Source organism: Pigmentiphaga daeguensis, from assembly GCF_039523035.1.
GTDB classification, from domain to species: Bacteria; Pseudomonadota; Gammaproteobacteria; order Burkholderiales; family Burkholderiaceae_B; genus Pigmentiphaga; species Pigmentiphaga daeguensis.
The window spans coordinates 105166-128275 of sequence record NZ_BAAAEN010000010.1 but is presented as its reverse complement, the minus strand read 5'-3'; the positions used below and the strand labels follow the sequence as shown (position 1 = coordinate 128275).

19 protein-coding genes are annotated in these 23110 nt (G+C 59.9%); 10 read left to right on the top strand and 9 right to left on the bottom strand.

The window, feature by feature from the left end; genetic code table 11:
* Positions 1 to 42 precede the first annotated feature (42 nt).
* Positions 43 to 1566: a chromosomal replication initiator protein DnaA gene (gene dnaA / locus ABD104_RS14565; RefSeq protein WP_132980227.1), complete on the bottom strand. Its 1524-nt coding sequence runs from the start codon at positions 1564 to 1566 to the stop codon at positions 43 to 45.
* A 368-nt stretch (positions 1567 to 1934) separates the two neighbouring features.
* On the opposite strand from dnaA, the gene rpmH reads away from it, so the two are divergent.
* From rpmH to ABD104_RS14515, 10 genes are all read left to right on the top strand, one after another.
* A complete protein-coding gene (gene rpmH / locus ABD104_RS14560) occupies positions 1935 to 2069 on the top strand; it encodes a 50S ribosomal protein L34 (protein WP_008650850.1) in 135 nt (44 codons plus the stop codon).
* 46 nt (positions 2070 to 2115) lie between these two features.
* Positions 2116 to 2484, top strand: coding sequence for a ribonuclease P protein component (locus ABD104_RS14555; RefSeq protein WP_087839047.1), 369 nt, complete (start codon positions 2116 to 2118; stop codon positions 2482 to 2484).
* A gap of 74 nt (positions 2485 to 2558) precedes the next feature.
* On the top strand, positions 2559 to 2912 hold the full coding sequence (gene yidD / locus ABD104_RS14550) for a membrane protein insertion efficiency factor YidD (RefSeq protein WP_132980269.1): 354 nt from the start codon (positions 2559 to 2561) through the stop codon (positions 2910 to 2912).
* Between the two features lie 228 nt (positions 2913 to 3140).
* Positions 3141 to 4802, top strand: coding sequence for a membrane protein insertase YidC (yidC, locus tag ABD104_RS14545; protein ID WP_132980226.1), 1662 nt, complete (start codon positions 3141 to 3143; stop codon positions 4800 to 4802).
* Positions 4803 to 4904: 102 nt separating this feature from the next.
* Positions 4905 to 6275: a tRNA uridine-5-carboxymethylaminomethyl(34) synthesis GTPase MnmE gene (mnmE, locus tag ABD104_RS14540; RefSeq protein WP_338619237.1), complete on the top strand. Its 1371-nt coding sequence runs from the start codon at positions 4905 to 4907 to the stop codon at positions 6273 to 6275.
* Between the two features lie 183 nt (positions 6276 to 6458).
* Positions 6459 to 7649 carry a tyrosine-type recombinase/integrase gene (locus ABD104_RS14535; protein ID WP_343927719.1) on the top strand — a complete coding sequence of 397 codons (1191 nt, stop codon included), beginning with the start codon at positions 6459 to 6461 and terminating at the stop codon, positions 7647 to 7649.
* Positions 7650 to 7821: 172 nt separating this feature from the next.
* Entirely contained in the window at positions 7822 to 8361 is a 540-nt protein-coding gene (locus ABD104_RS14530; RefSeq protein ID WP_343927718.1) for a hypothetical protein, read from the top strand.
* Entirely contained in the window at positions 8358 to 9731 is a 1374-nt protein-coding gene (locus ABD104_RS14525; RefSeq protein WP_343927717.1) for a hypothetical protein, read from the top strand. Before ABD104_RS14530 ends, ABD104_RS14525 begins: the two co-directional genes overlap by 4 nt.
* On the top strand, positions 9728 to 10897 hold the full coding sequence (locus ABD104_RS14520; protein WP_343927716.1) for an ImmA/IrrE family metallo-endopeptidase: 1170 nt from the start codon (positions 9728 to 9730) through the stop codon (positions 10895 to 10897). Before ABD104_RS14525 ends, ABD104_RS14520 begins: the two co-directional genes overlap by 4 nt.
* Positions 10872 to 11510 (top strand): PIN domain-containing protein, encoded by a 639-nt coding sequence (locus ABD104_RS14515; RefSeq protein ID WP_343927715.1) that lies wholly within the window; start codon positions 10872 to 10874, stop codon positions 11508 to 11510. The genes ABD104_RS14520 and ABD104_RS14515 overlap by 26 nt, the downstream gene beginning before the upstream one ends.
* A gap of 8 nt (positions 11511 to 11518) precedes the next feature.
* Here the strand turns inward: ABD104_RS14515 and brxL are convergent, their stop codons facing one another.
* The 8 genes from brxL to pglX (ABD104_RS14475) are packed head-to-tail and all read right to left on the bottom strand — an operon-like array spanning position 11519 to position 23108.
* Positions 11519 to 13597, bottom strand: a complete 2079-nt coding sequence (gene brxL / locus ABD104_RS14510; protein WP_343927714.1) for a BREX system Lon protease-like protein BrxL — start codon at positions 13595 to 13597, stop codon at positions 11519 to 11521.
* Positions 13598 to 13609: 12 nt separating this feature from the next.
* A complete protein-coding gene (gene pglZ, locus ABD104_RS14505) occupies positions 13610 to 16117 on the bottom strand; it encodes a BREX-1 system phosphatase PglZ type A (RefSeq protein ID WP_343927713.1) in 2508 nt (835 codons plus the stop codon).
* On the bottom strand, positions 16110 to 17585 hold the full coding sequence (locus ABD104_RS14500; protein ID WP_343927712.1) for an ATP-binding protein: 1476 nt from the start codon (positions 17583 to 17585) through the stop codon (positions 16110 to 16112). The genes pglZ and ABD104_RS14500 overlap by 8 nt, the downstream gene beginning before the upstream one ends.
* A 1-nt stretch (position 17586) precedes the next feature.
* Positions 17587 to 19359, bottom strand: a complete 1773-nt coding sequence (gene pglX / locus ABD104_RS14495; RefSeq protein WP_343927711.1) for a BREX-1 system adenine-specific DNA-methyltransferase PglX — start codon at positions 19357 to 19359, stop codon at positions 17587 to 17589.
* On the bottom strand, positions 19356 to 19613 hold the full coding sequence (locus tag ABD104_RS14490) for a hypothetical protein (protein WP_343927710.1): 258 nt from the start codon (positions 19611 to 19613) through the stop codon (positions 19356 to 19358). The genes pglX (ABD104_RS14495) and ABD104_RS14490 overlap by 4 nt, the downstream gene beginning before the upstream one ends.
* A complete protein-coding gene (locus ABD104_RS14485) occupies positions 19610 to 20161 on the bottom strand; it encodes a hypothetical protein (RefSeq protein ID WP_343927709.1) in 552 nt (183 codons plus the stop codon). The genes ABD104_RS14490 and ABD104_RS14485 overlap by 4 nt, the downstream gene beginning before the upstream one ends.
* A complete protein-coding gene (locus tag ABD104_RS14480; RefSeq protein WP_343927708.1) occupies positions 20161 to 21300 on the bottom strand; it encodes an AAA family ATPase in 1140 nt (379 codons plus the stop codon). Before ABD104_RS14480 ends, ABD104_RS14485 begins: the two co-directional genes overlap by 1 nt.
* Positions 21297 to 23108 carry a BREX-1 system adenine-specific DNA-methyltransferase PglX gene (pglX, locus tag ABD104_RS14475; RefSeq protein WP_343927707.1) on the bottom strand — a complete coding sequence of 604 codons (1812 nt, stop codon included), beginning with the start codon at positions 23106 to 23108 and terminating at the stop codon, positions 21297 to 21299. The genes ABD104_RS14480 and pglX (ABD104_RS14475) overlap by 4 nt, the downstream gene beginning before the upstream one ends.
* Positions 23109 to 23110: the final 2 nt, after the last annotated feature.

The window sequence follows — 23110 nt, the reverse complement described above, 5'->3', positions numbered from 1 at the left end:
ACTCCAACTCACAGGGTCCCGGATGGGGTTCGTCGCGGTTCGTCATCCTTTCAGGGTTTGTTCGAGCACGTGCAGCGAATGGTTCAGTTCCGCCTGCTTGGCCCGGGATTCCGAAATCTTGCGCACCGCGTGCAGCACCGTGGTGTGGTCGCGGCCCCCGAAGAGCTCGCCGATCTCGGGCAGGCTCTTCTGGGTGAGCTCCTTGGCCAGATACATGGCGATCTGGCGCGGCAGGGCAATGTTGGCGGGCCGCCGCTTGGAATACATGTCGGCGACCTTGATCTTGTAGAAGTCCGCCACGGTCTTCTGGATGTTCTCGACGGTGATCTGGCCGTTGGACACGGACAGCAGATCCTTCAGGGCGTCCTTGCAGACGTCCACCGTGATGGCGCGGCCGTGGAACTTGGCGTAGGCCAGGACCTTGCGCAGCGCGCCCTCCAGCTCGCGCACGTTGCTGCGCAGGTGCTTGGCGATGAAGAAGGCCACTTCCTCGGGCAGGTGCACGCCCTCGGTCTCCGCCTTCTTCAGCAGGATCGCGACGCGCATTTCCAGCTCGGGCGGCTCGATGGCGCAGGTCAGGCCCGAGTCGAAACGCGAGATCAGCCGGTCGTCGATGCCGGACAGCTCCTTCGGGTAGGTATCGCTGGTGATGATGATCTGCTTGCGCAGCGCCACCAGGGCCTCGAAGGCGTAGAAGAATTCTTCCTGGGTGCGGTTCTTGCCCGAGAAGAACTGGATGTCGTCGATCAGCAGCAGGTCCAGCGAATGGTAGTAGCGCTTGAAATCGTCGAAGGCCTTGCGCTGGTAGGACTTGACCACGTCGGACACGAACTGCTCGGCGTGGATGTAGCGGACCCGCGCGGCGGCGTTCTCGGCCATCATGGAATTGCCGATGGCATGAATCAGGTGGGTCTTGCCCAGGCCCACGCCGCCATACAGGAACAGCGGGTTGTACGAGGTGCCGGGGTTCTCGGCCACCTGCAGCGCGGCGGCGCGGGCCAACTGGTTGGCCTTGCCGGTGACGAAGTTCTCGAAGGTGAGCTCGACGTTCAGGCGCGACCGTTCGTAGATGCCCGTGGCTTCGCTGGCTTCGGCCTTGGCCGGGGCGGCGGGACGCGGCGCGGGACGAGGCGCCTCGGTTGCCCGCTGCGCCGCCCGGGCCGCCGCGGAATTGACCGCGGCGACCGGATCGCCGGGAAAGCCCAGCGGCGCCTGCGAAGCCTGGCGCGGCGCGGCATGGCCGTTGCCGGCGTGGCCGTTCCCGTTGGCGGCAACGGCAGCGGGGCTGGGCGCGGGCGGCCGCAGTGGGGCCACCATGCGGGGGGTATCCAGTTCGAACTTGACTTGCACGGGGCGCTGGAACCACTGCGCCGCCAGAGATTCGATACGGCCGGAGAAATTGCTGCGCACCCAGTCGAGCTTGAAACGATTGGGCGCCGCGACCCGCAGCACCGCCTCGGCTTCATCGAAGGCGAGCGGGACGAGGGGACGTATCCAGGCGCTGTACTGCTGAGGAGTGAGTTCCTGCTCTAGCGTCTGGGCGCAGGTTTGCCAAAAATCTTCCATGAATCTCGCTAATAGGACCGGTGCGCCCACGCAGGACAGGGGGCGCGAAGGATGTTCTAGTGGCCGATCCCGAAACCTCCGATTCTACTCCTCCGGGCGGAAGTTATCCACAGGCGCGCCCGCTCCATCCCGGCTGCGCCGCGCCTAACTGATTGACAACATTGGATTTATTTGACACCATGGAGGGCTTTCCGAATTTCACGAAGAGATTCGGGCTGAATCCAAGACCCTGGGTTGGCAGTCTTTCCAAGGATGCATGCCGGGCTTCGCGCGCGCTTAACTTCAAGCTTTGCCGGGCCGCACGCAGGCCGGGACTGCGCAAGCTTCCGGGGCGGCTTTCATACCCATACCGGAACTCAGGAACTGTCATGAAACGTACTTACCAACCTTCCGTCACCCGCCGCAAGCGTACCCACGGTTTCCGCGTGCGCATGAAGACCCGTGGCGGCCGCGCCGTCATCAACGCCCGCCGCGCCAAGGGCCGCAAACGCCTGGCCATCTGACGGCAGTGCCGGCCGTCGTACAGGCCGGCCACGCAGCGTTACAGCATTGAATCCGCGCGCGTCGTTTCCCGGCACCGCGCGGTTGCGCAGCCCGGCGGAATTCGCTCCTGCGCTGAAAGGGCGCCGCCTTGCAAGAGGGGCGCTTTTTGTTTTGAGCATGGCGCCGTCGGCCCAGCCCCGGCTGGGCCTGGTGGTGGGCAAGCGCTACGCCCCGCTGTCGGTCAGCCGCGCCGCCCTGAAACGCGTCGCGCGCGAGGCCTTCCGGCTGCGACGCGCGGAACTGCCGGCCGGCGATTATGTCTTCAGATTGCACGCCCGCATTCCTTCGTGCTCGCTGACCGAACTCAAGCGCCAGGCCAGGCAGGAAATCGACGCTCACCTGGCCCGGGCAATGAAGGCGAACCGCCCCGGCTAGACCGGACGGACGGCCGAAGGCGGGCGTATTTCCCGCAACAGGGGCCCATCGTGACGGAAACCCATAGCAACGCGCTGCCAACCGGCTCGACGCTCCCGCGCCGCCTGCTGATCTGGCCCATCCGTTTCTACCGGTACTTCCTGAGCCCCTGGATCGGCCAGTCCTGCCGCTTCACCCCCACCTGCTCCGCCTACACGATGGAAGCCATCGACCGCCATGGCCCTATCCACGGCACCTATCTGGGCCTGCGCCGCATCTGCCGCTGCCACCCCTACGCCCAAGGCGGACTGGACATGGTCCCCCCCCTACGCGCTGACGCGCGCCCCCCAGGGGGCGGCACTGGCGGACCGGCAAAGCCGGATCCGCTGTGCCCTGGGGTAAAACCAGGCTGGCGACGACTGGCGTTTTGGATAAGAGGAAACCGGTAGGAAGAAACGAAACAGACCCAGGATGCGGTGGATCCGGCTTTGCCGGTCCACCCGCATCGCCCCCACGGGACCCGGCGCCGGGCCGCCCCAAGGCGGGTCCCGGCCCCCTCGGGGGGCTGCCGCGTAGCGGCTTGGGGGGCCCACCATTCGGGGCGCGCGTAAGCGCGTAGGGGGGGGCCTTGCTACACTAGCGGACTTTGCCGCGACGACGATTGGAACTATCCGTCCATGGACATGCAACGCACCATCCTCTGGATGATCTTCTCGCTATCCCTGCTTTTCCTGTGGGATGGCTGGCAGAAGTACAACGGACATCCCTCGATGTTCGGCTCCACCCCCGCCAAGACGGCGACCGCGCAGGCTCCGCAGGCCCAGCCCGACCAGGCCGGCGTGCCGTCCGCGACGCCGGCGGCCACGCCCGCGGCCGGCACAGACGCCGTTCCCGGTAGCGCGCCGCAGGCCCAGCAGCCCGCGCCCGCCGAGAAAATCGTCGTCACCACCGACGTGCTGCGCCTGACCTTCGACACCGTTGGCGCGCAGATCGTCAAGGCCGAACTGCTCAAGCACGCCGACATCGAAGACCACGAGCACCCCACCGTGCTGCTGGACGATTCCGCGCAGCGCGTCTACCTCGCGCAAAGCGGCGTGGTCGGCGCGGCCAACGGCGCGTCGTTCCCGACGCACCGCACGCCCTTCCACGTCACCACCCCGGCGCGCGAACTGGCCGGCGACAAGCTGGAGATCTCGTTCGAGGCCGAGAGCGGCGGCGTCAAGCTGATCAAGACCTTCACCCTGCACAAGGGCCAGTACGCCATCGACGTGCGCCACAACCTGGCCAACGTCGGTACCGAGCCCGTCTCGCCCTCGCTCTACTTCCAGCTGACCCGCGACGGCAACAAGCCGCCCGGCGAAAGCCATTTCTACAGCACCTTCACCGGCCCGGCCATCTATACCGCCGAGCACAAGTTCCAGAAGGTCACGTTCTCGGACATCGAGAAGGGCAAGGCATCGTTCAACAAGTCGGCCAACGACGGCTGGCTGGGCATGATCCAGCACTACTTCGCCGTGGCCTGGGTGCCGCCCGAAGGCGTGGCCCGCACCTACGACATGTCCAAGGTCGGCAATAACCTGTACGCCGTGCGCGCCATCGAACCCGTCGGCACGCTGGCTCCCGGCACCGGCAACACCGTCGACGCCAAGCTGTGGATCGGCCCGCAGGACCAGTCCGCCATGGCCGCCGTGGCCCAGGGCCTGGACCTGGTGGTGGACTACGGCTGGCTGACCATCATCGCCAAGCCGCTGTTCCTGCTGATGACCTGGCTGCACAAGCTGTTGGGCAACTGGGGCTGGACCATCGTCGCGCTGACCGTCATCATCAAGGCGGTGTTCTTCCCGCTATCGGCCGCCGGCTACAAGTCCATGGCGCGGATGAAGAAGGTCGCCCCGCGCATGCAGGCGCTGAAAGAGAAGTTCGGCGACGACCGCCAGAAGCTCAACATGGCGATGATGGAGCTGTACCGCACCGAGAAGATCAACCCGGTGGGCGGCTGCCTGCCGATGATCGTCCAGGTGCCGGTGTTCATCGCGCTGTACTGGGTGCTGCTGGCCAGCGTGGAAATGCGCAGCGCGCCCTGGATCCTGTGGGTGCATGACCTGGCCTCGCCCGACCCGTGGTTCATCCTGCCGGCGCTGATGATGGCCACCATGTTCCTGCAGATGAAGCTCAACCCCACGCCGCCCGATCCCGTGCAGGCCAAGGTCATGATGATCATGCCCCTGGTGTTCGGCGGCATGATGTTCTTCTTCCCCGCGGGCCTGGTGCTGTACTGGGTGGTGAACAACTGCCTGTCGATCGCGCAGCAGTGGTTCATCACAAAAAACAATCGGTAGGAGTCTCCTGCGCGCTTGTCGGGCCGTTCCGGGAAACCGGGACGGCCTTTTGTTTTACAGTGCGGGGACGGGCTTCGCCGCCTTTTCCGAACTTCGCCCATGATTTCCGACCAGGATCCCATTGTCGCCATCGCCACCGCCGCCGGACGCGGCGGGATCGGTGTCGTGCGCGTGTCGGCGCGCCAGCCGCTCGATGGACTGATACAGGCGCTGCTGGGCCGCGCGCTGGTGCCGCGCCATGCGCACTACCTGCCTTTTCGCGATGCCGACGGCGGGATCATCGATGAAGGCATCGCGCTGTCCTTTCCCGCGCCGCATTCCTACACCGGCGAACACGTGCTGGAACTGCAGGGCCATGGCGGGCCGGTGGTGCTGCGGCGCCTGCTGGCGCGCTGCCTGCAGGCGGGCATGGAGATGGGCATGCGGCTGGCCGAACCCGGCGAGTTCACCCGTCGCGCCTTCCTGAACGACCGCATGGACCTGGCCCAGGCCGAGGCCGTGGCCGACCTGATCGACGCGTCGTCCGAGGCAGCCGCCCGCAGCGCGGCGGCTTCGATGACGGGCGTGTTCTCGGCCGAGGTCAACGGCCTGGCCGACCGCATCGTGCACCTGCGCATGCTGGTCGAGGCCACGCTGGACTTCCCCGAGGAAGAGATCGAGTTCCTGGAGAAATACCAGGCCCGCGAAACCCTGGCCGCGATCCAGGCCGACCTGGCCCGGCTACTGTCGCAGGCGCGCCAGGGCGCCATCCTGCGCGAAGGGCTGCACGTCGTGCTGGCCGGCCAGCCCAACGTCGGCAAGTCCAGCCTGCTCAACGCGCTGGCCGGCTTCGACGCCGCCATCGTCACCCCCATCGCCGGCACCACGCGCGACAAGGTCGTGCAACAGATCGACATCGACGGCGTGCCCCTGCACGTGGTCGACACCGCCGGCCTGCGCGAGACCGAGGACACCGTCGAGCGCATCGGCATCGAACGCACCTGGGCCGAGATCGGCAAGGCCGACGTCATCGTGCACCTGCTCGATGCCACGCGCCCGGGCCCCGAACTCGACGCCGCCATCACCTCGCGGCTGCCGCCGCGCACCCCGGTGCTGGAAGTGGTGAACAAAATCGACCTGGTCGAGGACGGACAGATCGGACAGGCCCAGGCCGCGGGCGCCAAGCGGCTGCCCGTGTCGGCCAGGACCGGGCAGGGCCTGGACGCATTGAAGCGCGAACTGCTGGCGATCGCCGGATGGAATCCCTCGGCGGAATCACCTTATCTGGCGCGCGAGCGGCATATCCATGCGCTGCTGACGGCGGCGAATCATCTGGAACTGGCGGCCGGGCATGCGGCGCAAAGCGATCGGGTGCTGGATCTGTTCGCCGAGGAATTGCGGTTGGCGCACGAGGCGTTGACCTCGATTACCGGGGAGTTCAGCAGCGATGATCTGCTGGGCGTGATTTTTTCGCGGTTCTGCATCGGGAAGTGAGGTGGGGTCCAAGGACGTCCACTGAAGTCTGCCGATGTGCCTGTAAGCCGCATAAATTAAGGTATTATTGTCTACTAACGGATTCGGTGATACAGTCAAAGCCACTCACTTTTATGTCCAAGTTTAGTTCCAAGTAGCTGGATGATTGCTTTCTTCCTCCTACTTGGACATACGGAGGATGAGATGGCGCTGACCGACACCGCACTCAAGGCGCTCAAGCCCAAGGACAAGACCTACACGGTCACCGACGACCGGGGGCTTCATGTGGAAGTGTTCCCGACCGGGGGCATCGTCTGGCGCTATCGCTATCGGCTGAATGGCAAGTACGAGAAGCTGACGCTGGGCAAGTACCCCGCGCTGACGCTGAAGAACGCTCGCCTGAAGCGGGATGAGGCAGCCCAGCAAGTGACGATGGGAGAGTCGCCGGCAAAGAAGAAGCAGCAGGAGAAAGTGGCTAGAGCAGAAGACGCCACCGTGGCCGAGTTCGCCGAGCGCTTCTTCAGGGACATCCAAGCACGCGACCGTAAGGACGTGACCATGCCCCAGCGCTACCTGGAGAAGGACATCCTGCCGCACATCGGCAGCAAGCCGGTCCGGGACATTACCGCCGAGGACGTGCGCAGCGTCATCTGGCGCAAGAAGGAGCAAGGCTTCGACGCCGCTGCTGGTCAGGTGCGTGGCCTGCTCAAGCGCATGTTCGACTACGCACTGACCTGCGGCCTGATCCAGGCCAACCCGGTCATGGCCTTGCCGATGCGGCACGTCTACCGCGCCGCCGCCCGCGACCGGGCGCTGAAGCCGGACGAAATCCGGCAGTTCCTGCGCGCCATGCAGACCTCCAACATCCGCCGCCAATTCAAGATCGCCTTCCAACTGATCCTGATGACCCTGGTGCGCAAGTCCGAGCTGATGCTGGCACAGTGGAAAGACGTGCATGTGGACGTAGGCGAATGGCACATCCCGGTCGAGAACTCCAAGACCGGCAAGCCGCACATCGTCTACCTGTCCACCCAGGCGCAGACGCTGTTCAAGGAACTCAAGCCGCTGGCCAGCAGCAGCGACTGGGTGTTGCCGGGGCGCGGCACTCTGGCCAAGCCCTTCGCCAACAATGCGCTGAACCAGGCGCTGAAGGTGTCATTGCAGGGGCAGGAGATCCCCGCCTTCACCATCCACGACCTGCGGCGCACGGCATCGACATTGCTGCACGAACAGGGCTGGCCTTCGGATGTGGTGGAAAAGGCGCTGAACCACACCATCGGCGGCGTGCGCGGTGTCTACAACCGCGCCGAGTACGCCGAACAGCGGCGGGAGATGTTGCAGGCGTGGGCGGATTACATTGACGGGTTGGCGCCGTCGGCAAATCTGGTGGTGTGAGTCCATCCGGGGCGTTGGCAGCCTTTTCCTTTTCTGAATAGCGCCGTTGACCCTTGAGTCCATTCCCTTGCCCTTCGTCTCAGCCGGATTTGACATTGTCTGATTTTTATCATTATAATCTGACAAACCGGAGGTCAGATCTATGAGCGATGGGCCACACAGAAGTTTGCCGATGCGAAAGCCATGGAAAGCGCTGGCTATGCGGGGAGATCAGCATGTCTATGCTGACGAGCAGGTTGCGGAGGCTGCAACGAATGCGCTCGCGAGCGATTTCAAGAATGAGGTCAAGTGGTCGTTGATAGATGCTTTGAAGGCTGTTTTCACTGGCCGCGACAACTCTTTGGGACTTCGAGAGATCGCCCTGCAGGAGCTAGAGGAGGCAAGGGCCTTGGCGGCTGGATCCGTGTTTGGACGGGATGCAGTGGAATGGGGCGTTGTACTGATCAAAGAGGGCAAATTTGGGCTTGACGCTTTTCATGAGGTCGTAGGACTTGCGGCCAAAATGAGAGGATTCGCAAATGCAAGATCTGTTGAAGAGCACTACCTTCGGGAATCAAATCAACGACGAGCTAGTCATGTAAGCAAGCGGATCCATAGTGCAATCTCCAGCCTGTCAGAAATCCAATTGGGTTCAATGCTTGCGTCCCCTGGATCTGCCAAAACGCAACATCTGAAGAAGCATACGCAAATCGATGAAGGAGTTCCGCTATGACGAGCGCATTGCCACTCAAGGAACTCGTTGTCGACGTGGTCGAACCTGGTTCCCGTCGGTGTAAAGGTGCGGTTGCCTGTCGGATCGATCAGAACATCAAGTTCGATCTCGATATCCTCGAGTCATTTTCGTCACGCAAATGGCAATCTACTGTTTACGACGCCCTCGTTGTAGCTGCAGCAGTGGAGTTTTGCGATCGAAGCCTCGCCCGCAGCTCAATGAATTGGGGGCGAAAATTCTTGGTCCATATCCCTGTTCATGACCCATGCAGATGGTCTGATAAATCAGTAGGGCGGGCGCTGATAGACGCATTGAACCTCCTTACCGGGGACGATTGGCAATTCGATTTTCGTACGCGCAAAGTGTCTGCGGAGCCCCCACGCCAAGACCGAATGATATTTCCTGCCAACGCGGAAGCTGTTATCGCGTACAGCGAAGGAATGGATTCATGCGCAGTCGCCGGGCTGGAAGGAAAGCGTCTTGGGAACCGTTTGGTACGTTTACGCGTGGGAGGCAGCCAACAAGATATTTCAAAAAAAGAGCGCCTTAGGATTCCTTTCATGGCGCTTCCCTATGCCGTGAAGATCGACGGCGGGAGAAACTCAGAAAACAGCGCGCGCAGTCGGGGCTTCAAATTTAGCGTGGTATCAGCACTCGCGGCCTATTTGATTGATGCGCCATCGGCCATCGTCCCAGAAAGCGGGCAGGGCGCTCTCGCCCCCGTCCTTCTGCCTGTTGCTCATGGCCATGAGGATTATCGGAGCCATCCAGTTTTCACGGCATTGATGGAGCGTTTCATCCACGCTTTGCTGGGCTACAAGCTGAAGTATGAATTTCCTCGCTTGTGGGCGACGAAAGGGGAAACACTCCGCGAATTTGTCGACAACTGTGGTGCCGATGCACGCTGGGAGGCGACCAGGTCGTGCTGGCAGCAGTCTCGGCAGGTGGCTGTCTTGGGCAAAAGGCGTCAATGTGGTGTATGCGCGGCATGTACGCTACGTCGTTTGAGCGTTCACGCAGCCGGTTTGATCGAGGCACCGGAAACCTATGTGTGGGAATCGTTACAAGCTGCCACCTGGGAGGCCGGCGCAGTTGAAAGCTTTAAGGCCTTCACGCCAGCTCTGCGAGAGTACTCGATCGCAGGAGTACTGCATTTTGAACACCTTGCGGAACTTAGAAGCTCTATGCAATACGAATTAGTCAAGCGCCGAAGAACGAGTGAATTGGCGCTTTCTCTGGAAATTTCACCGGTGTCCGTGCAGCAGAACCTTGATCGTTTTTTGCAACAACATGCTATGGAATGGTCGGCATTCACTGACGATCTCGGGCCAACGTCGTTCGTGAGGCAATGGATAGATAAAGCATCATGAATAAACCAAACCATGAACTAAGCCCGCTAGAGCTGGGCGAACGATTGAAGATTGCACGAGAGACGGCAAACATCACTCAAGATGCTGCTGCCAAAGCTGTGGGTGTCGCCCGCACCACGCTTGTCTCCATTGAAAAAGGGCAGCGTTCGGCCAGACTCGAAGAAATTCAGGCACTAAGCCGTTGTTACGGTATCTCCGCCAATTCCCTGTTGCGCCGAGAAGCTGTGCACGTAGATCTGGTCCCGCGCTTTCGATCCCTTCCTGAGACGAATGATGCGGGCATCGAGAACGCAGCACAGGTTCTAAACGATCTGGTGAAAGCCGAAGTAGAGCTTGAAAACATTCTGGGTATCCAGAAGCCTTACAACTATCCAGTAGAAAAAGTTATTCTTCCCGGTGACGTTCGCAAGCAAGCAGAGCACGACGCACAAAGTTTACGAACCTGGCTGGGACTAGGCGAAGGACCAGTACAGAACCTATTGGCAATTCTGGAGTTACAACTGGGATTGCGCGTTTATGCAAGAAAACTTGATCCAAAGGTGTCAGGCTTGTTTGCTTTTGACACTGCTGTGGGTGCCTGCATGCTGATCAACGCCGGCCACCGGAAAGACCGCCGGACCCTGACTGGTGCCCATGAACTTGGCCATTTCGTCGCAACGCGTCGTCGGCCAGAGGTTTATCAGGATGAGAAGTACGAAAACTCTCGTGAGGAGCGATACGCGAATGCCTTCGCCAGCGCATTCATGATGCCGGCTCGTGCCGTTATGGAGAAGTTCAAAGAGTTGACCATTGGCTCAACGCATCTGACGCGCAGGCACATCATTTTATTAGCCAATTTCTTCGGCGTCTCTCGGCAAGCAATAGTGCTACGTCTTGAAGAACTCGCATTGACGAAAAAGGGCACCTGGGATTGGTTCATGGATAACGGTGGCATCACCGACGATCAGGCTCGGCAAGTCCTCGGCTCGCAGGCACATGATCCCGTGCCGACGGATGGAACGCAATCGTCTCGGCTTTTCCTATTGGCCATCGAGGCGTGGAAAAAGGATCTGATTAGTGAGGGGCAGATGGCAGAAATGCTGAAGCTCGATCGAAGAAAGGTTCGGGAGCTACTTGATGAGGCCGAAGAGGATGAGATAGATGACCTTTTCAAGTTGCCTCAATGATCGGGATGAGGCTGTCGTCCTAGACGCCAGTGTCATCATCAACCTATTGGCCACTGGGAATGCAAGTGCAATCTTGCAAGCCCTACCTGCCGTTCCTTTCGTGACGGGAAATGTCGTACGGGAGATTGGCCAAGGTGTTGCCAACGACCGCTCAGAACCCGCTTTACTAGCTAAGTTGATCAGTGATCAAGTGCTGAGGGTGGAGGAACTCTCCGGCCCGTCGCTGCAGCACTTTTTCGATATGGTCGCTGGCCATACTTCAACCTCTCTAGGGGATGGCGAGGCAGCTACACTCGCATATGCATATAGCAAAGGCTTCCCAGTTGCTATCGACGAGAAGAAAGCAACGCGGATCGCTTACGAGCGCTTTAAACAGTTGAAGCTGGTGACTACCATCGATATTCTTGCTTATCAAGCGGTAAACACCTTGCTAGGTCATGACGCGTTGGCACATGCAACGCTACAGGCACTGCGACTTGCAAGGATGCAGGTATGGGATCACCAGTTCGAGTGGGTGATCCAACTCATCGGACCAGAACATGCGGCAGCATGCTCAAGCCTGAAGCGACATATGCGGCGCAAGTCGGCCATGCTCGATCTTAAGCAGGCGTGATCAATCCATCAAAGACGCACATAGGTGACGTTGAACTCCTTGCATTGCCTATGTTGCTGAAGCCGGTTAGCAAAATTGAAAGTGTCGTTCAGTTCGAAGCGCTGGAATACATCCAGGCCGCGGCTGAGAACGATTTTCCACCCATGGTCCGTGGTGATGTCCCGGTCATGTTTGGTGCCGCTGGTATCGTAGGCCCAAGTGAATTGAATGCCGACAGTCGCGCAGGCATCCGCGATCTTCTGCAGATTTTCCGTCTGGCGATCCCCGTTGAATTCGTCTTCGACGGTGACGACATGCACAGCGACTTCATCCTCGGGGCCATGAAGTTTGCTGACGGTTTCCATCAGTTCCATCAGGTTGCGGAGCTGGTGGAACATGCGTAAGTAAGGGTCGGTCACGACGATCCGCTTGGCTCCAGCCAGATACGCGCCGAACAAGCTGTCAAAGCTCACGCCACGCTGGTTCTCCTGAAAAACCAGGTGCTGCTCTTTCAAGGGGTTGTCAGTGGTCTTTGAGCGAGGTGGCTGCTCGACTGCCGGCACGCCTTGAGATGGCTCGACCGCTGCTGAAGCGCCCTGCGCGCCGGCTATTGCCTCGGCCGAATCATCGACCGCCACACGGCGGTGATACTGGTGTGGGTACTCGTCTTCCTCCAGCGTATGCACCAGGCGTTGCTGCCCAGCCGCATCCGAATAGGCAAAACGCACTTCTGGATAGGTCGCATCGATGCGCAGCAATTGGTCCTTGACCCGCTTTCGCCCTTCGATGGCACAACGCAAGACCTCTTCGATCTCGGCATCGCCCGCCTGCCCGTCAGGGAACAAGAGCTTCATCAGTCCTGAGAAGGTCTTGTTGATGCCGTCGCGGTCTCGCGTGGAGATATCGTCACCCAGCGTAAACAGCGCCTTGTAGCGGTCCGAATAATCGTGGCTGCGCAGCGAGCGCAGGATCTCGGCCAGATAGTCGACCACGAACCCATAGCCCGCAGAGAACATCTCTGCACGAATCACGTCTACCTCCCAGCCCGGGATGTAGCTGTGGATGCGATCGAGGAAGGCGGAATCGTGGAATTTCTCAGGCAACGGATCGAACAGATCGCTGTGCTTGAGCATGTAAGGCACGGTATGGTCGGTGTTGCCGACGAACACCATGCTCGCTTCGGCCCCGAGCGTTTCCACGCCACGAGAGAACGACTTGTTCGCCATGTAGTTCTTCATGATGTCCACCAGCGCCTTGTCCACGCGCTTCTGCTTTCCGGCGAACTCGTCGAAGGCCACTACGTCCCAGTAACCCACCAGCCCGAGCTTGCCGGTGCCGTTGTGTACGAACAGCTTGGGAACCGTGACCTCGCCTCCCGAGATCAGGATGCCGTGTGGTGAGAACTCGGAGTACACGTGCGACTTGCCCGTGCCTTTGGGCCCCAGTTCGATCAGGTTGTAGTTGCGTTCGCAGAACGGGATCAGGCGAATCAGTTGCAGCAGCTTGTTGCGCTTGCCGAACATCTGCGGGTTGAAGCCGATGCTCTGGATCAGCAGGTCGATCCACTCGTCCGTGCTGAACTGCCGGCGAGCTTCCAGGTACCCGTCCAGATCAAAGCGCGATATCTGGATGGGCTTGAGCGAGGCCAGTATCCAGGGCGAGGCGGACTTGTCCTCGGTGTATTCGTATTCGAGATCGGCAATGCACCAGACGCCACCCACCAGCAATTTCTGGTGCGATTTCACCGTACCTGAGTCGATCAATACCTTCTTGATGCCGAGGTTGGCGAACTCGGCCTCATAGACGTCATCTTTGTCGTTGAGCGAGACGCTGATGCGGTCGATCACCTTGTGCCGGCCCTTTTCCTTGATCGTTGAGCGCACCAGGCCAGCCTCATTGCGGTGCACATAGTGCTTGCGCAGGATCTCCCGGACCGTATCGATGCCTGTCTGGATGGTTGCCTCGTCATTGGTGGCGCAGTACTGACCCAGCAGGTACTCCAGCACGTAAGTTGGCACGATGGCATTGCCTTTGACGGCCTTCACCAAATCCTTGCGCACCACCAGGCTGGCGAAATGCTGGTTGATCTTGTCATCGAGCAGGGTCATGGCCGTTCTCGCCTAGAAATCGAATTCGCTGGTGAAGGATCGGCGAATGGTGTAGCGCACCGCCTTGTACTTGGTGTAATGCGAAGTACCCTCGACGGGTTCTTCGAGCCGCAGCTCAACCTGTTGGTTGTTCGCTGCATCCGCCTTGCGGCTGAGCAGAAGGCGTACCGGCAACTCCCGCTCGCGCGGATTATCCGAGGCGAAGTCGAACAACAGCTCATGCTGATCGGAGATCAACTCACCCGCGAGCGTGTACAGGCCTGCACGCAGACGCCGGGGCTGGCGTTTCTCCGTGATGGCTTCACGCTGGTACAGCACCACGGCCAACTGTCCCGTGGTGATGGTCTTGCCCCCATCACCGATGAAATCCACCTCCACGCGCCCGACATCGCTCTGGCGCTTCTTGTTGATATGCAGCAGCGGGATCACCACCTCTTGCAAGGTGGCCCCACCATGCACGAACCGGCTGCCGGAACCTTTGAGCCGCAGGCGGTTGATGGATTTTGGAATCTGGACTTCCAACGTGCCGTCCAGTCCCAACTGCGCGGGCTGGAAGGTCTTGAAACCCGCACCCTCGCGCAGCCCCTTGCCCAGCACGAATCGCCGGTCGCGATAGAGAATCTGTTCACCCTCTGGTTCGCTGCTGAGGAAGTCGCTTTCCTGCAGAGGGTGGTGCTGATAGATGAACCCGTGATCGGCAGTCAGCAGAAGATTGCTGGCATTGGCGTTGAACAGCTTCTTGATCACCCGGATCAGCTCTTCCAGCGTCCCCTGTGCAGCGGCGAACACGCGCTCTTCGGTATCACGTGTGTCGCCGGTCTTGTCGATCAGGTTGTGATAGACATAGACGACATCATGGTCGCGTACCAATGCACGCGACTCCTCCTTGCCCATGGCCAGCACGTCCTTGGCCAGCACCACCGTTGAGCTTGGTATGGCAGCGGCCAGTATCTTGCGCCGGTTGGCAGAACCCTGTGCGCTCTGGCCATCGACCAGTGCATCACCGCTGTCGCCATCGGCCAATTCAAGGCATGTGTTGGGTAACAGTGCCGCCATGCCCAGTTGCGTGTAGCTGGGCAACATGGACAGCATCGGCTCCAGGTCGGCCTCGTACTTGTCTTCCTGCCGGATCAGGCTTTGTAGTTCTTCGCCCACCTCGTAGCGGAAGGCATCGGAAATCAGCACGCAAACCTTGGCTTTGCGTTCCAGGAAAGACTGGACATGGCGTTTGGCGAAGTCGCGTTGCAGGGGTACCGAATCCACCTTCCAATGCTGCGCGACATCCACATGCTGTTGCCACTGATTGTTGAGGCGGGTCAGATAGTTGGTGCTGTACAGGTTCTCGACACGCGTCGCCAGCTGTCCAAGCAGCGACGCCTGGCCGGACTCGCGCAAGTGATAGATGAACTTGCGATAGCGCTGATCCAGCCTGAACCAGGTGGCCGCGTACTTGCGCACACCGTCGGCCAATGACGTCATGTCCAGTTGTGTCATGTCCAGCAGATGCATGAACTGGGCGGCGTGTTCCAGCGCCAGATACACATGTTCGAAGTTCTCGAACCAATGGCTCTGTCGGCGCTGGCGCACCCATCGCTCCACATCGGCGGCCGTGATGGTGCGGGCCACCACCGCATGCACCAACTCGCTGAGAATCTTGCAGTCGATCAGCTCGAAGTAATCCAGATCTGCCAACTGGCGATAGTCCAGCGCCTGCAGTTTCTCGTCGATTTGCAGGATCTCGGCACACCGCCCGGACAGCGCCTCGAAACTGGCCTTGTGCGAGCGGCTGTCTTTCCAGCGGCGCAGGAACACCAGCGACTCGGCGGACAAGGTGCTGGCGCAGGAAGAATCAATACCGGTCAGGAAGCTGTTCTTGAACAGCTCGATGACAAAGTCCTGCAGGCCCGGCTGCTGCGAGTCGTAGCCATAGGCGCGCTTCATCTGCTCCCAAAGGTAGCCCTTCAGGCTGGAGTGTTCGACCAGCTTGATGCGTGCATCGCCCTCCTGGGCCAATTCGGCCAGCAGGGTTTCCAGGATGACATCCAGACGGGGCTCGCAGCCCGCGCACACGGCCAGCATCTTGCGCTGCAACTGCGGCTGCGAATCGCCCGGCTGCAGCAGCTTCAGCAAGGCTTCGCGCCGCTTGGCGGACTCGAAGAAAGCCTTGTGTTCCTCCAGCAGTGCGTAATCGTTCGGCCCCAGCCCCAACTCCGCCAGCCACAAGGCCACCTGATCGGTCTGGAAGGTGCGTCCGCTTGCCAACTGCACGTCCAGCAGCCAGTTGTCCAGATGGGCAGGCTCGGGCCCCTCCCGGTAAAGCAGGAACTTCTGCTCCGTCTGCTCACGCAGGACGCGGTACTTCACGCCGAACTCATTGTTGGCCAGTTCGATCTTCTCCACGTCAGGCAGATCCAGTGTTTCGAACTCGCCCCGGAATTCCCGGCGCGTGTCGTACCAGAACACGATACGTTGCTTGTCGAACAGGCTGGTCAGCGCCTGGATGATTCTGGGGTCAGCCAACGTCCTGATTCCTTGTCGTTGTTCTCTGGGATGCATGAGGTTGTCGTGCCAGAGCTTGCTGGCCCTGCTCGGTCAAACGGTATTGCTGCAACCGGCTATCGGGCTTGTCCGGCAGGGTGTAGGCAATCCACCCCAGGTCCAACAGTTCCTTGATCGTGCGTTTGAAGGCCCCGGTCTTGGACTTCAACCCCAGGCCTGCCACCAGGGCATTGGCAGACAGGGCCCCGGCGGCAAGCAGTTTCAGTATTTTATCCGACTGGGCCCCTGACTGGGCCCCTGACTGGGCCCCTTTTTGCTCCGGGCCCCCCACGTCGATCCGCACCGGCTCTCGCAGGTAAATGCTCAGCCGCAATCCGGTGGCAATCTCGGTGATGGCGGGCTCGGGCAAGCCCTGCTCGGCGGCCTCGGCAAAAATGCGCCTGACCCCGCTGCCCCACTGCTCGATCAAATGCAGCTCGCGGAACACGCGGGCAATCACGGGGTTGCGGATGCGGGAGACGCCGCTTTTCATGTCTTCCACGGTCATGCCAGGCAACAACATGCCGGGGCTTTCGATGTCGATGCGGTCGTCGAAGAAGGCAATGCGTATCGGCGTGCCCCGCTGGGAATAGTCGCAGTGCACCAGCGCATTGACGATGGCCTCGCGCAGGATGGTCAGGGGGATGCTCCAGACATCCTCGCGGCGCATTGCGCCGAACTGGGCGGTCTTGAACGCATGCTTTTTCAGGAACAGCTCGATCGCCGTCACGGCATCGGGCAGGTGCTCGTGGATCTCCGCCTGGTCGAAGATCTCCACCTTGTCGCGGCCACGAAAGCGCCCGCACTGTACCCAGGCATCCGGGAAATACTGTTTGCGTGCCTTGCCGAACAGCAGCACGGCACCTTGCGTGGGCACCAGCCGACCCTGCTCGCGGCGCAGCAGCTTGAGGGTGGTCAGGGCTTTGTTGTCCAGCTTGCGTTCCGGCCCGAACAGCCGCTGCGCCGCTTCCAGGTCCAGATCCTCCGGATCCAGTTCCGGCATGGGCATTTCGTCGAAGACGACACCCTGCGCGGAACGGCGCAATTCCGCGATCAGCTCCGGCCCCGCCTGCCGGCTGCTGGAGCCCAGCCGCACATACACGCCGTTTTCCGGCCCCATTGCTTTCAGGTAGTGCGGGCGCGAACTACTGGGGAACACCTCGACCACCAGCACCGTGCGCTCGCCGATGCTGGCCAGTTCCACGTTGGGCAGCAGGCGCGGCGCAATCGAATCCGCAATCAGGTTGCAGATCCGCTCTTCTTCATCCAGTGGGTCGGCGACGCCCGTCACCTGGCGGTCGTCATCCACGCCGATCACCAGCCGCCCACCAGCCGAATTGGCAAAGGCCACCAGCGTCTTGAGCACATTGCGCGGCGAGGACAGGTCGCGCTTGAACTCCAGCGTCTTGCCCTCCGGCTGCAACAAGGTCTGCTCGATGGCCTGGCTCATGTCAGTCCTCGTCCTTCGCGGCCAGGCCCGGAATCTTCTTCAGCGCACCCTCGAACTTGAGGTAGTTCACCTTCACCCCGTCGTCCAGGTCGATCTGCACCTGCTGGGTGGCCAATGGGTAGAGGACGTTGCGCTCGTAGTCTTCCAGTTCGGCCAGCACCTTGCCCAGGCGTTCGGTCTCCTTCAAGGCACGGGTCTTTTCGCCCTGGCTGCTGGCCGGGTTGATGCTGATGGCGGCTTGGCGCTCCTTCTCGGTAGTGAGCTTCTCGCGGTAGTCGCGCAGGTAACGCAGCACCACGCTCACCGTGTCCGGGCGGTAGCGGTGCATATAGATCAGCGCATTGAAGTTGCCCTTCGGGCTGGAGAACAGCCAGTAGATGGGACGCTTCTTGTAGCGCTTCACATGGTCGGCATAGAACTCGCCCAGCAGGTAATCGCGCAGGCCGTAGTTGCGCTTGCCCTTGACGTTGAGCGCCTGCTCGATGAACGCCAGGTTGTCCTCGTAATGCGCATCGCCAAACGCCACGCGCAGGAACTGGCGCAGGCGCAGCGTGATGTCGTCTGCGAACCAGTCGCCATCCAGCAGCGGGATCACGTTGTCCTCATCGGCGGGAAAGCGTGGCTGCGGCACTTGGGCCAGGTAATCAGCCAGCGTGTCGCCCTGGTTGGCCAGGATCAGCCCCGGCTTGTCCAGGCTGTAGCGGCCGAACATGCAGCCCACGGCATAGCTCACCAGCTCGCGCATGGAGTCGGCCAGCAGCAGGGCTTCCAACTCCTCTTCGCTCTTGTCGCCGCCATAGCGGTAGTGCGGGTTGCAGGTGAGGGTGATTTCCTTCAACGGAACTTCGGGCGTCAGTTCATCTTGCAGGCCGTAGGCGTCTATGAAGACGCGGTTGTTTTCTTCCTCCAGGCGCTGCATTTCCAGCGCCATTTCGCGCCAGTGGGTGCGGAGCTTCTGGTAGCTGGCCTTGAGTGTTGGTTGGCGGTGTTCGGCGCGAAGTAGTGGCGGCGAGGCGAAGTCCCAGGAGGTTTCGTGGGAATCCCAGTCCACGCGACCAATTGCAATGTTGGATTTACATGAACTACTCAAGTCCTGCCGTGTCTTTGTATCAATATTCACTGGCAGAGGGATCTGCCTTAAAGCCCCAACATTGAAGTCAAGTGTAGGGCTGAAGAATTCCAAAACTTTCGTGCAAACTAACGAATTAAAAATTGAAATAACGAGATCCCTTTCATAACTTCCCTTCGGAAATGCGCAGGCTCCTTTCGCGCTAAATGTATAGCCGACTCCATTATATCGAGCTCCAAAATTACCTGAAGAAAGGGCCGACCAAGTGATGGAGTCTTTAAAGTATAAATTTCTAGACGGTAGCTTGTTTCCGAGCTGGCTGAGTAATTCATAGCTACCCTTATTGAATAAAACTACGTAATCATTGTTTCCGTACCATTTCCTAAATTCCCCGCCTTTGTTATATGGGGCATACTTGGAATTTGATTCGTTAAAATCATTCTGGCTTGAGAATCCAAATCCGACGCTATTAATGCTGACTTCATGCCAATATCTTAGAAATCTGTCGTTATCCCCAGTCTGGAATCCTTGCCGCACTGGAGCAATTTCTTCAATACTTTCACCCGCCTGGAAGATTGAGCGCAACGTGTCACTCGTCCAGTACGCAATCGGATCCCCCGGGATTTTCTTGAAATCGCCTGTGGAAGCTCGGAAAAAAAACTGCTCCATGCCTTGGTCTTTCTTATTTCTGGCAATCTGACTCATTCTGCTTCTCCCGCCGGCAACACCTTGCGGCCAAAATCAATCTCGAACCCATCCGGAACCGGCTTGAACGGTTTTCTCGGCGAGTGGTAGCTGCTCTGGAACTGGCGCTGGGCCTGCACGTCGATTTCGCCGATCACGCAATAGTCGGCAACACCGCCCTTGACCCGCAGCACATCACGCTTCCAACTGTCCTTGAACGGGGTGCGGATGCGGCTGTCGCTGATTTGACGATGATTAAGGTGAATGGCAATCATTGGATGGCCTCTGCAACTGCTTCGTCAGGCGCTTCGCGTCGCACCTGCCACTCTGGAAACTGCTGATTCCATGATTCAACTGACAGCACTACGCAGTCAGCAATATGCTTGCGCTTCCATGCCTCGAACGATTCCTCCCGGATGTCAGTCAGCAGGCGGTCCTTGAAGCCGAACATGAGTGCTTTCTGGCGATCCGGGTCAAACGCATCCAGGCCAAGCAGGACTACGTATTTGAACGGCTTGTTGTCTCGTTCCATCAGGTGCAGGTAGAGGTAAGAGTCACGTGCCTTAGGCGTCAGCTCTTGCGTTAGAACGGAGTTGTCAGACAGGCGTTTCAAGTATGCATTTCGGTCTTTGTCTTGGCTTTTCGAGTGGGATGGATCCTTAATCTCAACCAGCAGGATGTCCTGATCACGCTCAATCACCAAATCAACGAACTTCATTCGCACGGGTAGCTTGACGCCCTGTTTATCCAGCTCGCTCCAAATCAATTCATCAGGGAAACTAAACAGAAGTTCAGCAGTTTCCTCGGCACGGTAGGTCAGCATTAATCGTTCCCCAGTGCGCGCTTAACGTCTTCGTCGTATAGCTCTGCGAAAGCGCTGCTGATAGCGCTTCGAGCAACAATGGCGTAGTCCGACTGACTTTCTCGCTGAACATCATCATTGCCGGAATCGCGATACAGGCGATGGAAGGCAACCTGATCTCCCTTGCCCTTGTCCATCAACAGGTCAAACCACTTGAGCAAGACGTAGTCATGGGTGGCAAGGATGATCTGCTGTCCATTACGGGCCAGTTCCAATAGCACCTGCACCAGATCCTTCATCAGCTTGGGATTGAGGTTGGATTCGGGCTCATCCCACAGCAGTGGACCAGTGGTGCCCGGGTTAAGACTGCCATTGCTGAGGAGGCGCTGAAGCACGCCAATTTTTCGGAAGCCCTCGGCCGTCATGCCGCTGGATAGGTGCTGCTTGCTGCTGGGTACGAATCTCCATTCGGTGCTGTCCTGGTACATCTGCGCGTGCTGGGCTTTGCTGCGCGTGGCAGCATCCTTCTCCACGTAGCGGCCAGCCTCGAAGACGAAGCGGCCGTTTTCCAGCAGGTATTGCCCGTCAATCAGATTGGTCAGGCGAGGCACGATGCTGGCAAAGCGTGGATCGAGTTGAACTTTAGCGTCCAGGTCGGATGTGCCTTCTTTGGCCAACTGGTTGGCCAGATCCAGATAGCCGTCGTCAAAGATGCGTTCGATGGTGGGCAGGTCTGGCTGCTCAGCCGTAAGGCCGCGCACCAGCGACAACACCTCTTTGGTCGGAATGAAGATGGCGGGCGCCGGCGCATCACCGCTGGTAGCGGTGACCTTGGCTGCGGTGTCCTTGCCATAGAACTTGGCTGTGATCACTTGCCCTGATTCAAAGGTGCCTTTGAGTACTGACTTCCCTCTTGTGCCGGCGCGGCGCAGCCCGCCTACCTGCCCGCTGAGCGGGTGGTAGAGGCGACACAGCTTGCGGGCGAGTTGCTTGTCAGCAGCTTCCCCACGGGCTTCCTGCCCACTTAGCGCCAGAATGGCCTTGAGCAGTTGGGTTTTACCGGTGCCGTTTTCGCCAATGACGATGTTGATGCCTGGCGAGAAGTCAATGCTCAGATCGGTGAAGGCGATGAAATTTTTGAGGTGCAGCTTGCTGATCATTTCGTCCTTCCTTGTTCGATAGCCTTGGTCAGCATTTCCATCTTCTCCGCTTCCGAGTTGCCATCCACCAGTCGCAGATACGCGCCCCGATAGTCCGGCTTGTGTGCGTTCTCCAGCACAAAGGCCGTGGTGGACACGACTTCGCCACCAATGCTGTCGAAGGCCCGCGCCCCCAGGTGTGCCATGGAAAGAATGGTGTTCTGGTTGAGGATGCGGCTGCGCAAAGCTTCGAACGACGACAGGAACATCCAGCTTTGCATGGTGATCATCGCCACTGCGCCCCCCGGCAATGCCATGTCCAGGTTGCGCTCGATGAACATCGCAAACAGGTCGGACTTGCTGCTGGGATAGTTCTCCTTGGCCCACGCGCTCAACCGCCCATTCATGCCCTTGCCGCCCATGTACGGCGGGTTGGCAACGACCACGTGATAGCGCGGGCTCAGGTATTCGGCCATGCGCAGTACGGTCAGCACCTTGCGGTGGGTTTCGGCCAGGAACAGGTTGCCGCCCATGTCCTTGGTTTCCAGCGTGACCAGCGCATCGGCCGCGCTGGCCAACTGGGGCCGGATCAGCGAGCCGAAATTGTCGGCTTCGCTGAACTGTTGCAGGGTTTCGCGCAGTTCGTGGGTGAATAGGTCGCGGCCTGTGGCGCTCATGTACTCGTCCAGCTCGTCACGCTCGAAGCTGACCTTTTCCAGCACGCAGATGTTGGGCTTGATGCGCTTGTTGAAAAAGCGCCGCTGGCGGGCGCGTGCCTTCATGCTGAGCGCGAAAGCGGCCAGTTCGCCCGCGCGTTCGTCCAGCTCGATGCCATACAGGTTGTGGGTGAGGATCAGCTCAGGGATCTGCGCCGGGTCGACACCGTCCTCTTCGTACATGGCGTAGAGCAGGTCGAAAGCGTAGGTGAGCATGTGGCCGGAGCCGCAGGCCGGGTCGCAGACCTTGATGTCCTGCGGGCCGTTGATCTTGAGGAAATCGGTTTCGGGCTTTTCCGGTGGGATGTAGTACGCCATTTGCTCGGCCAGCTTTGATGCAGGGCGGTTGAGTAGCCACAGGCGGCCCAGCGAGTTGTCCACCAGATAGCGCACGATCCAGTGCGGCGTGAAGAGCTGGGTGGCCGCCGGGATGTTTTCCGGGGTGATCTTCTGGTTCTTCTTCAGCCCTTCGAAGACGGCATCCTTCTTTTCCGAGATGTAGAACTGGTACAGCCAGCCGATGACTTCCACGCTTTTGCAGGCATCAGGCGTCATGGCCTCGCGGGTGTAGGCCAGGATGGCGTTGCCCGAGAGCAGGTCGTCGGGCATCAGCAGCTCGGTGTAATCGTCGATGCGCTGGAACAGGAAGGGCATGGCCTGATGCCAGGCATTGCAGGCGGCGACCACCAGCAGGCGATAAGCCTCGCCCTGGCCGTCATGGCTGGGTGACTTGCCAGCCAGCAGATCCGCGACTTTCTGGCGCGTCTGGGGCGGGACTACTTCTTCGTCGAGGTGGCCCATCTTGGCTTCGAGCAGGATCTCTGGCTGGAACTGTCCCTCGGCTGGCGACACCACGCCAATGCGCGTGTAGCGGTTCACGTCCATGAAACGCAGGGCGCAGAAGCGGTTGAACCAGGTGTAGGCCACGCGCTCGATGACTGGACCCTGGCCACCGCTTCGCGCAATGGTTTCTTCCAGCTTCTTAACGGCTTGCGGGTTTTCGCGCCGAGCGGCACTACTCGGTGAAAGCACCTGGGCCAGCTTGGCGCTGACTTGCTCGCGCAAGCTGCGGCGTGCGAACTGGGCGAATTTCTTGAGTTTGCTGGTGTCCATGA

Bases quoted from the DNA above. Each gene is read 5' to 3' on its own strand.
- dnaA (WP_132980227.1), bottom strand. From the start codon at position 1,566: ATGGAAGATTTTTGGCAAACCTGCGCCCAGACGCTAGAGCAGGAACTC.
- rpmH (WP_008650850.1), top strand. From the start codon at position 1,935: ATGAAACGTACTTACCAACCTTCCGTCACCCGCCGCAAGCGTACCCAC.
- yidC (WP_132980226.1), top strand. From the start codon at position 3,141: ATGGACATGCAACGCACCATCCTCTGGATGATCTTCTCGCTATCCCTG.
- ABD104_RS14535 (WP_343927719.1), top strand. From the start codon at position 6,459: ATGGCGCTGACCGACACCGCACTCAAGGCGCTCAAGCCCAAGGACAAG.
- ABD104_RS14530 (WP_343927718.1), top strand. From the start codon at position 7,822: ATGCGAAAGCCATGGAAAGCGCTGGCTATGCGGGGAGATCAGCATGTC.
- ABD104_RS14525 (WP_343927717.1), top strand. From the start codon at position 8,358: ATGACGAGCGCATTGCCACTCAAGGAACTCGTTGTCGACGTGGTCGAA.
- ABD104_RS14520 (WP_343927716.1), top strand. From the start codon at position 9,728: ATGAATAAACCAAACCATGAACTAAGCCCGCTAGAGCTGGGCGAACGA.
- ABD104_RS14515 (WP_343927715.1), top strand. From the start codon at position 10,872: ATGACCTTTTCAAGTTGCCTCAATGATCGGGATGAGGCTGTCGTCCTA.
- brxL (WP_343927714.1), bottom strand. From the start codon at position 13,597: ATGACCCTGCTCGATGACAAGATCAACCAGCATTTCGCCAGCCTGGTG.
- ABD104_RS14500 (WP_343927712.1), bottom strand. From the start codon at position 17,585: ATGAGCCAGGCCATCGAGCAGACCTTGTTGCAGCCGGAGGGCAAGACG.
- pglX (WP_343927711.1), bottom strand. From the start codon at position 19,359: ATGAGTCAGATTGCCAGAAATAAGAAAGACCAAGGCATGGAGCAGTTT.
- ABD104_RS14490 (WP_343927710.1), bottom strand. From the start codon at position 19,613: ATGATTGCCATTCACCTTAATCATCGTCAAATCAGCGACAGCCGCATC.
- ABD104_RS14485 (WP_343927709.1), bottom strand. From the start codon at position 20,161: ATGCTGACCTACCGTGCCGAGGAAACTGCTGAACTTCTGTTTAGTTTC.
- ABD104_RS14480 (WP_343927708.1), bottom strand. From the start codon at position 21,300: ATGATCAGCAAGCTGCACCTCAAAAATTTCATCGCCTTCACCGATCTG.
- pglX (WP_343927707.1), bottom strand. From the start codon at position 23,108: ATGGACACCAGCAAACTCAAGAAATTCGCCCAGTTCGCACGCCGCAGC.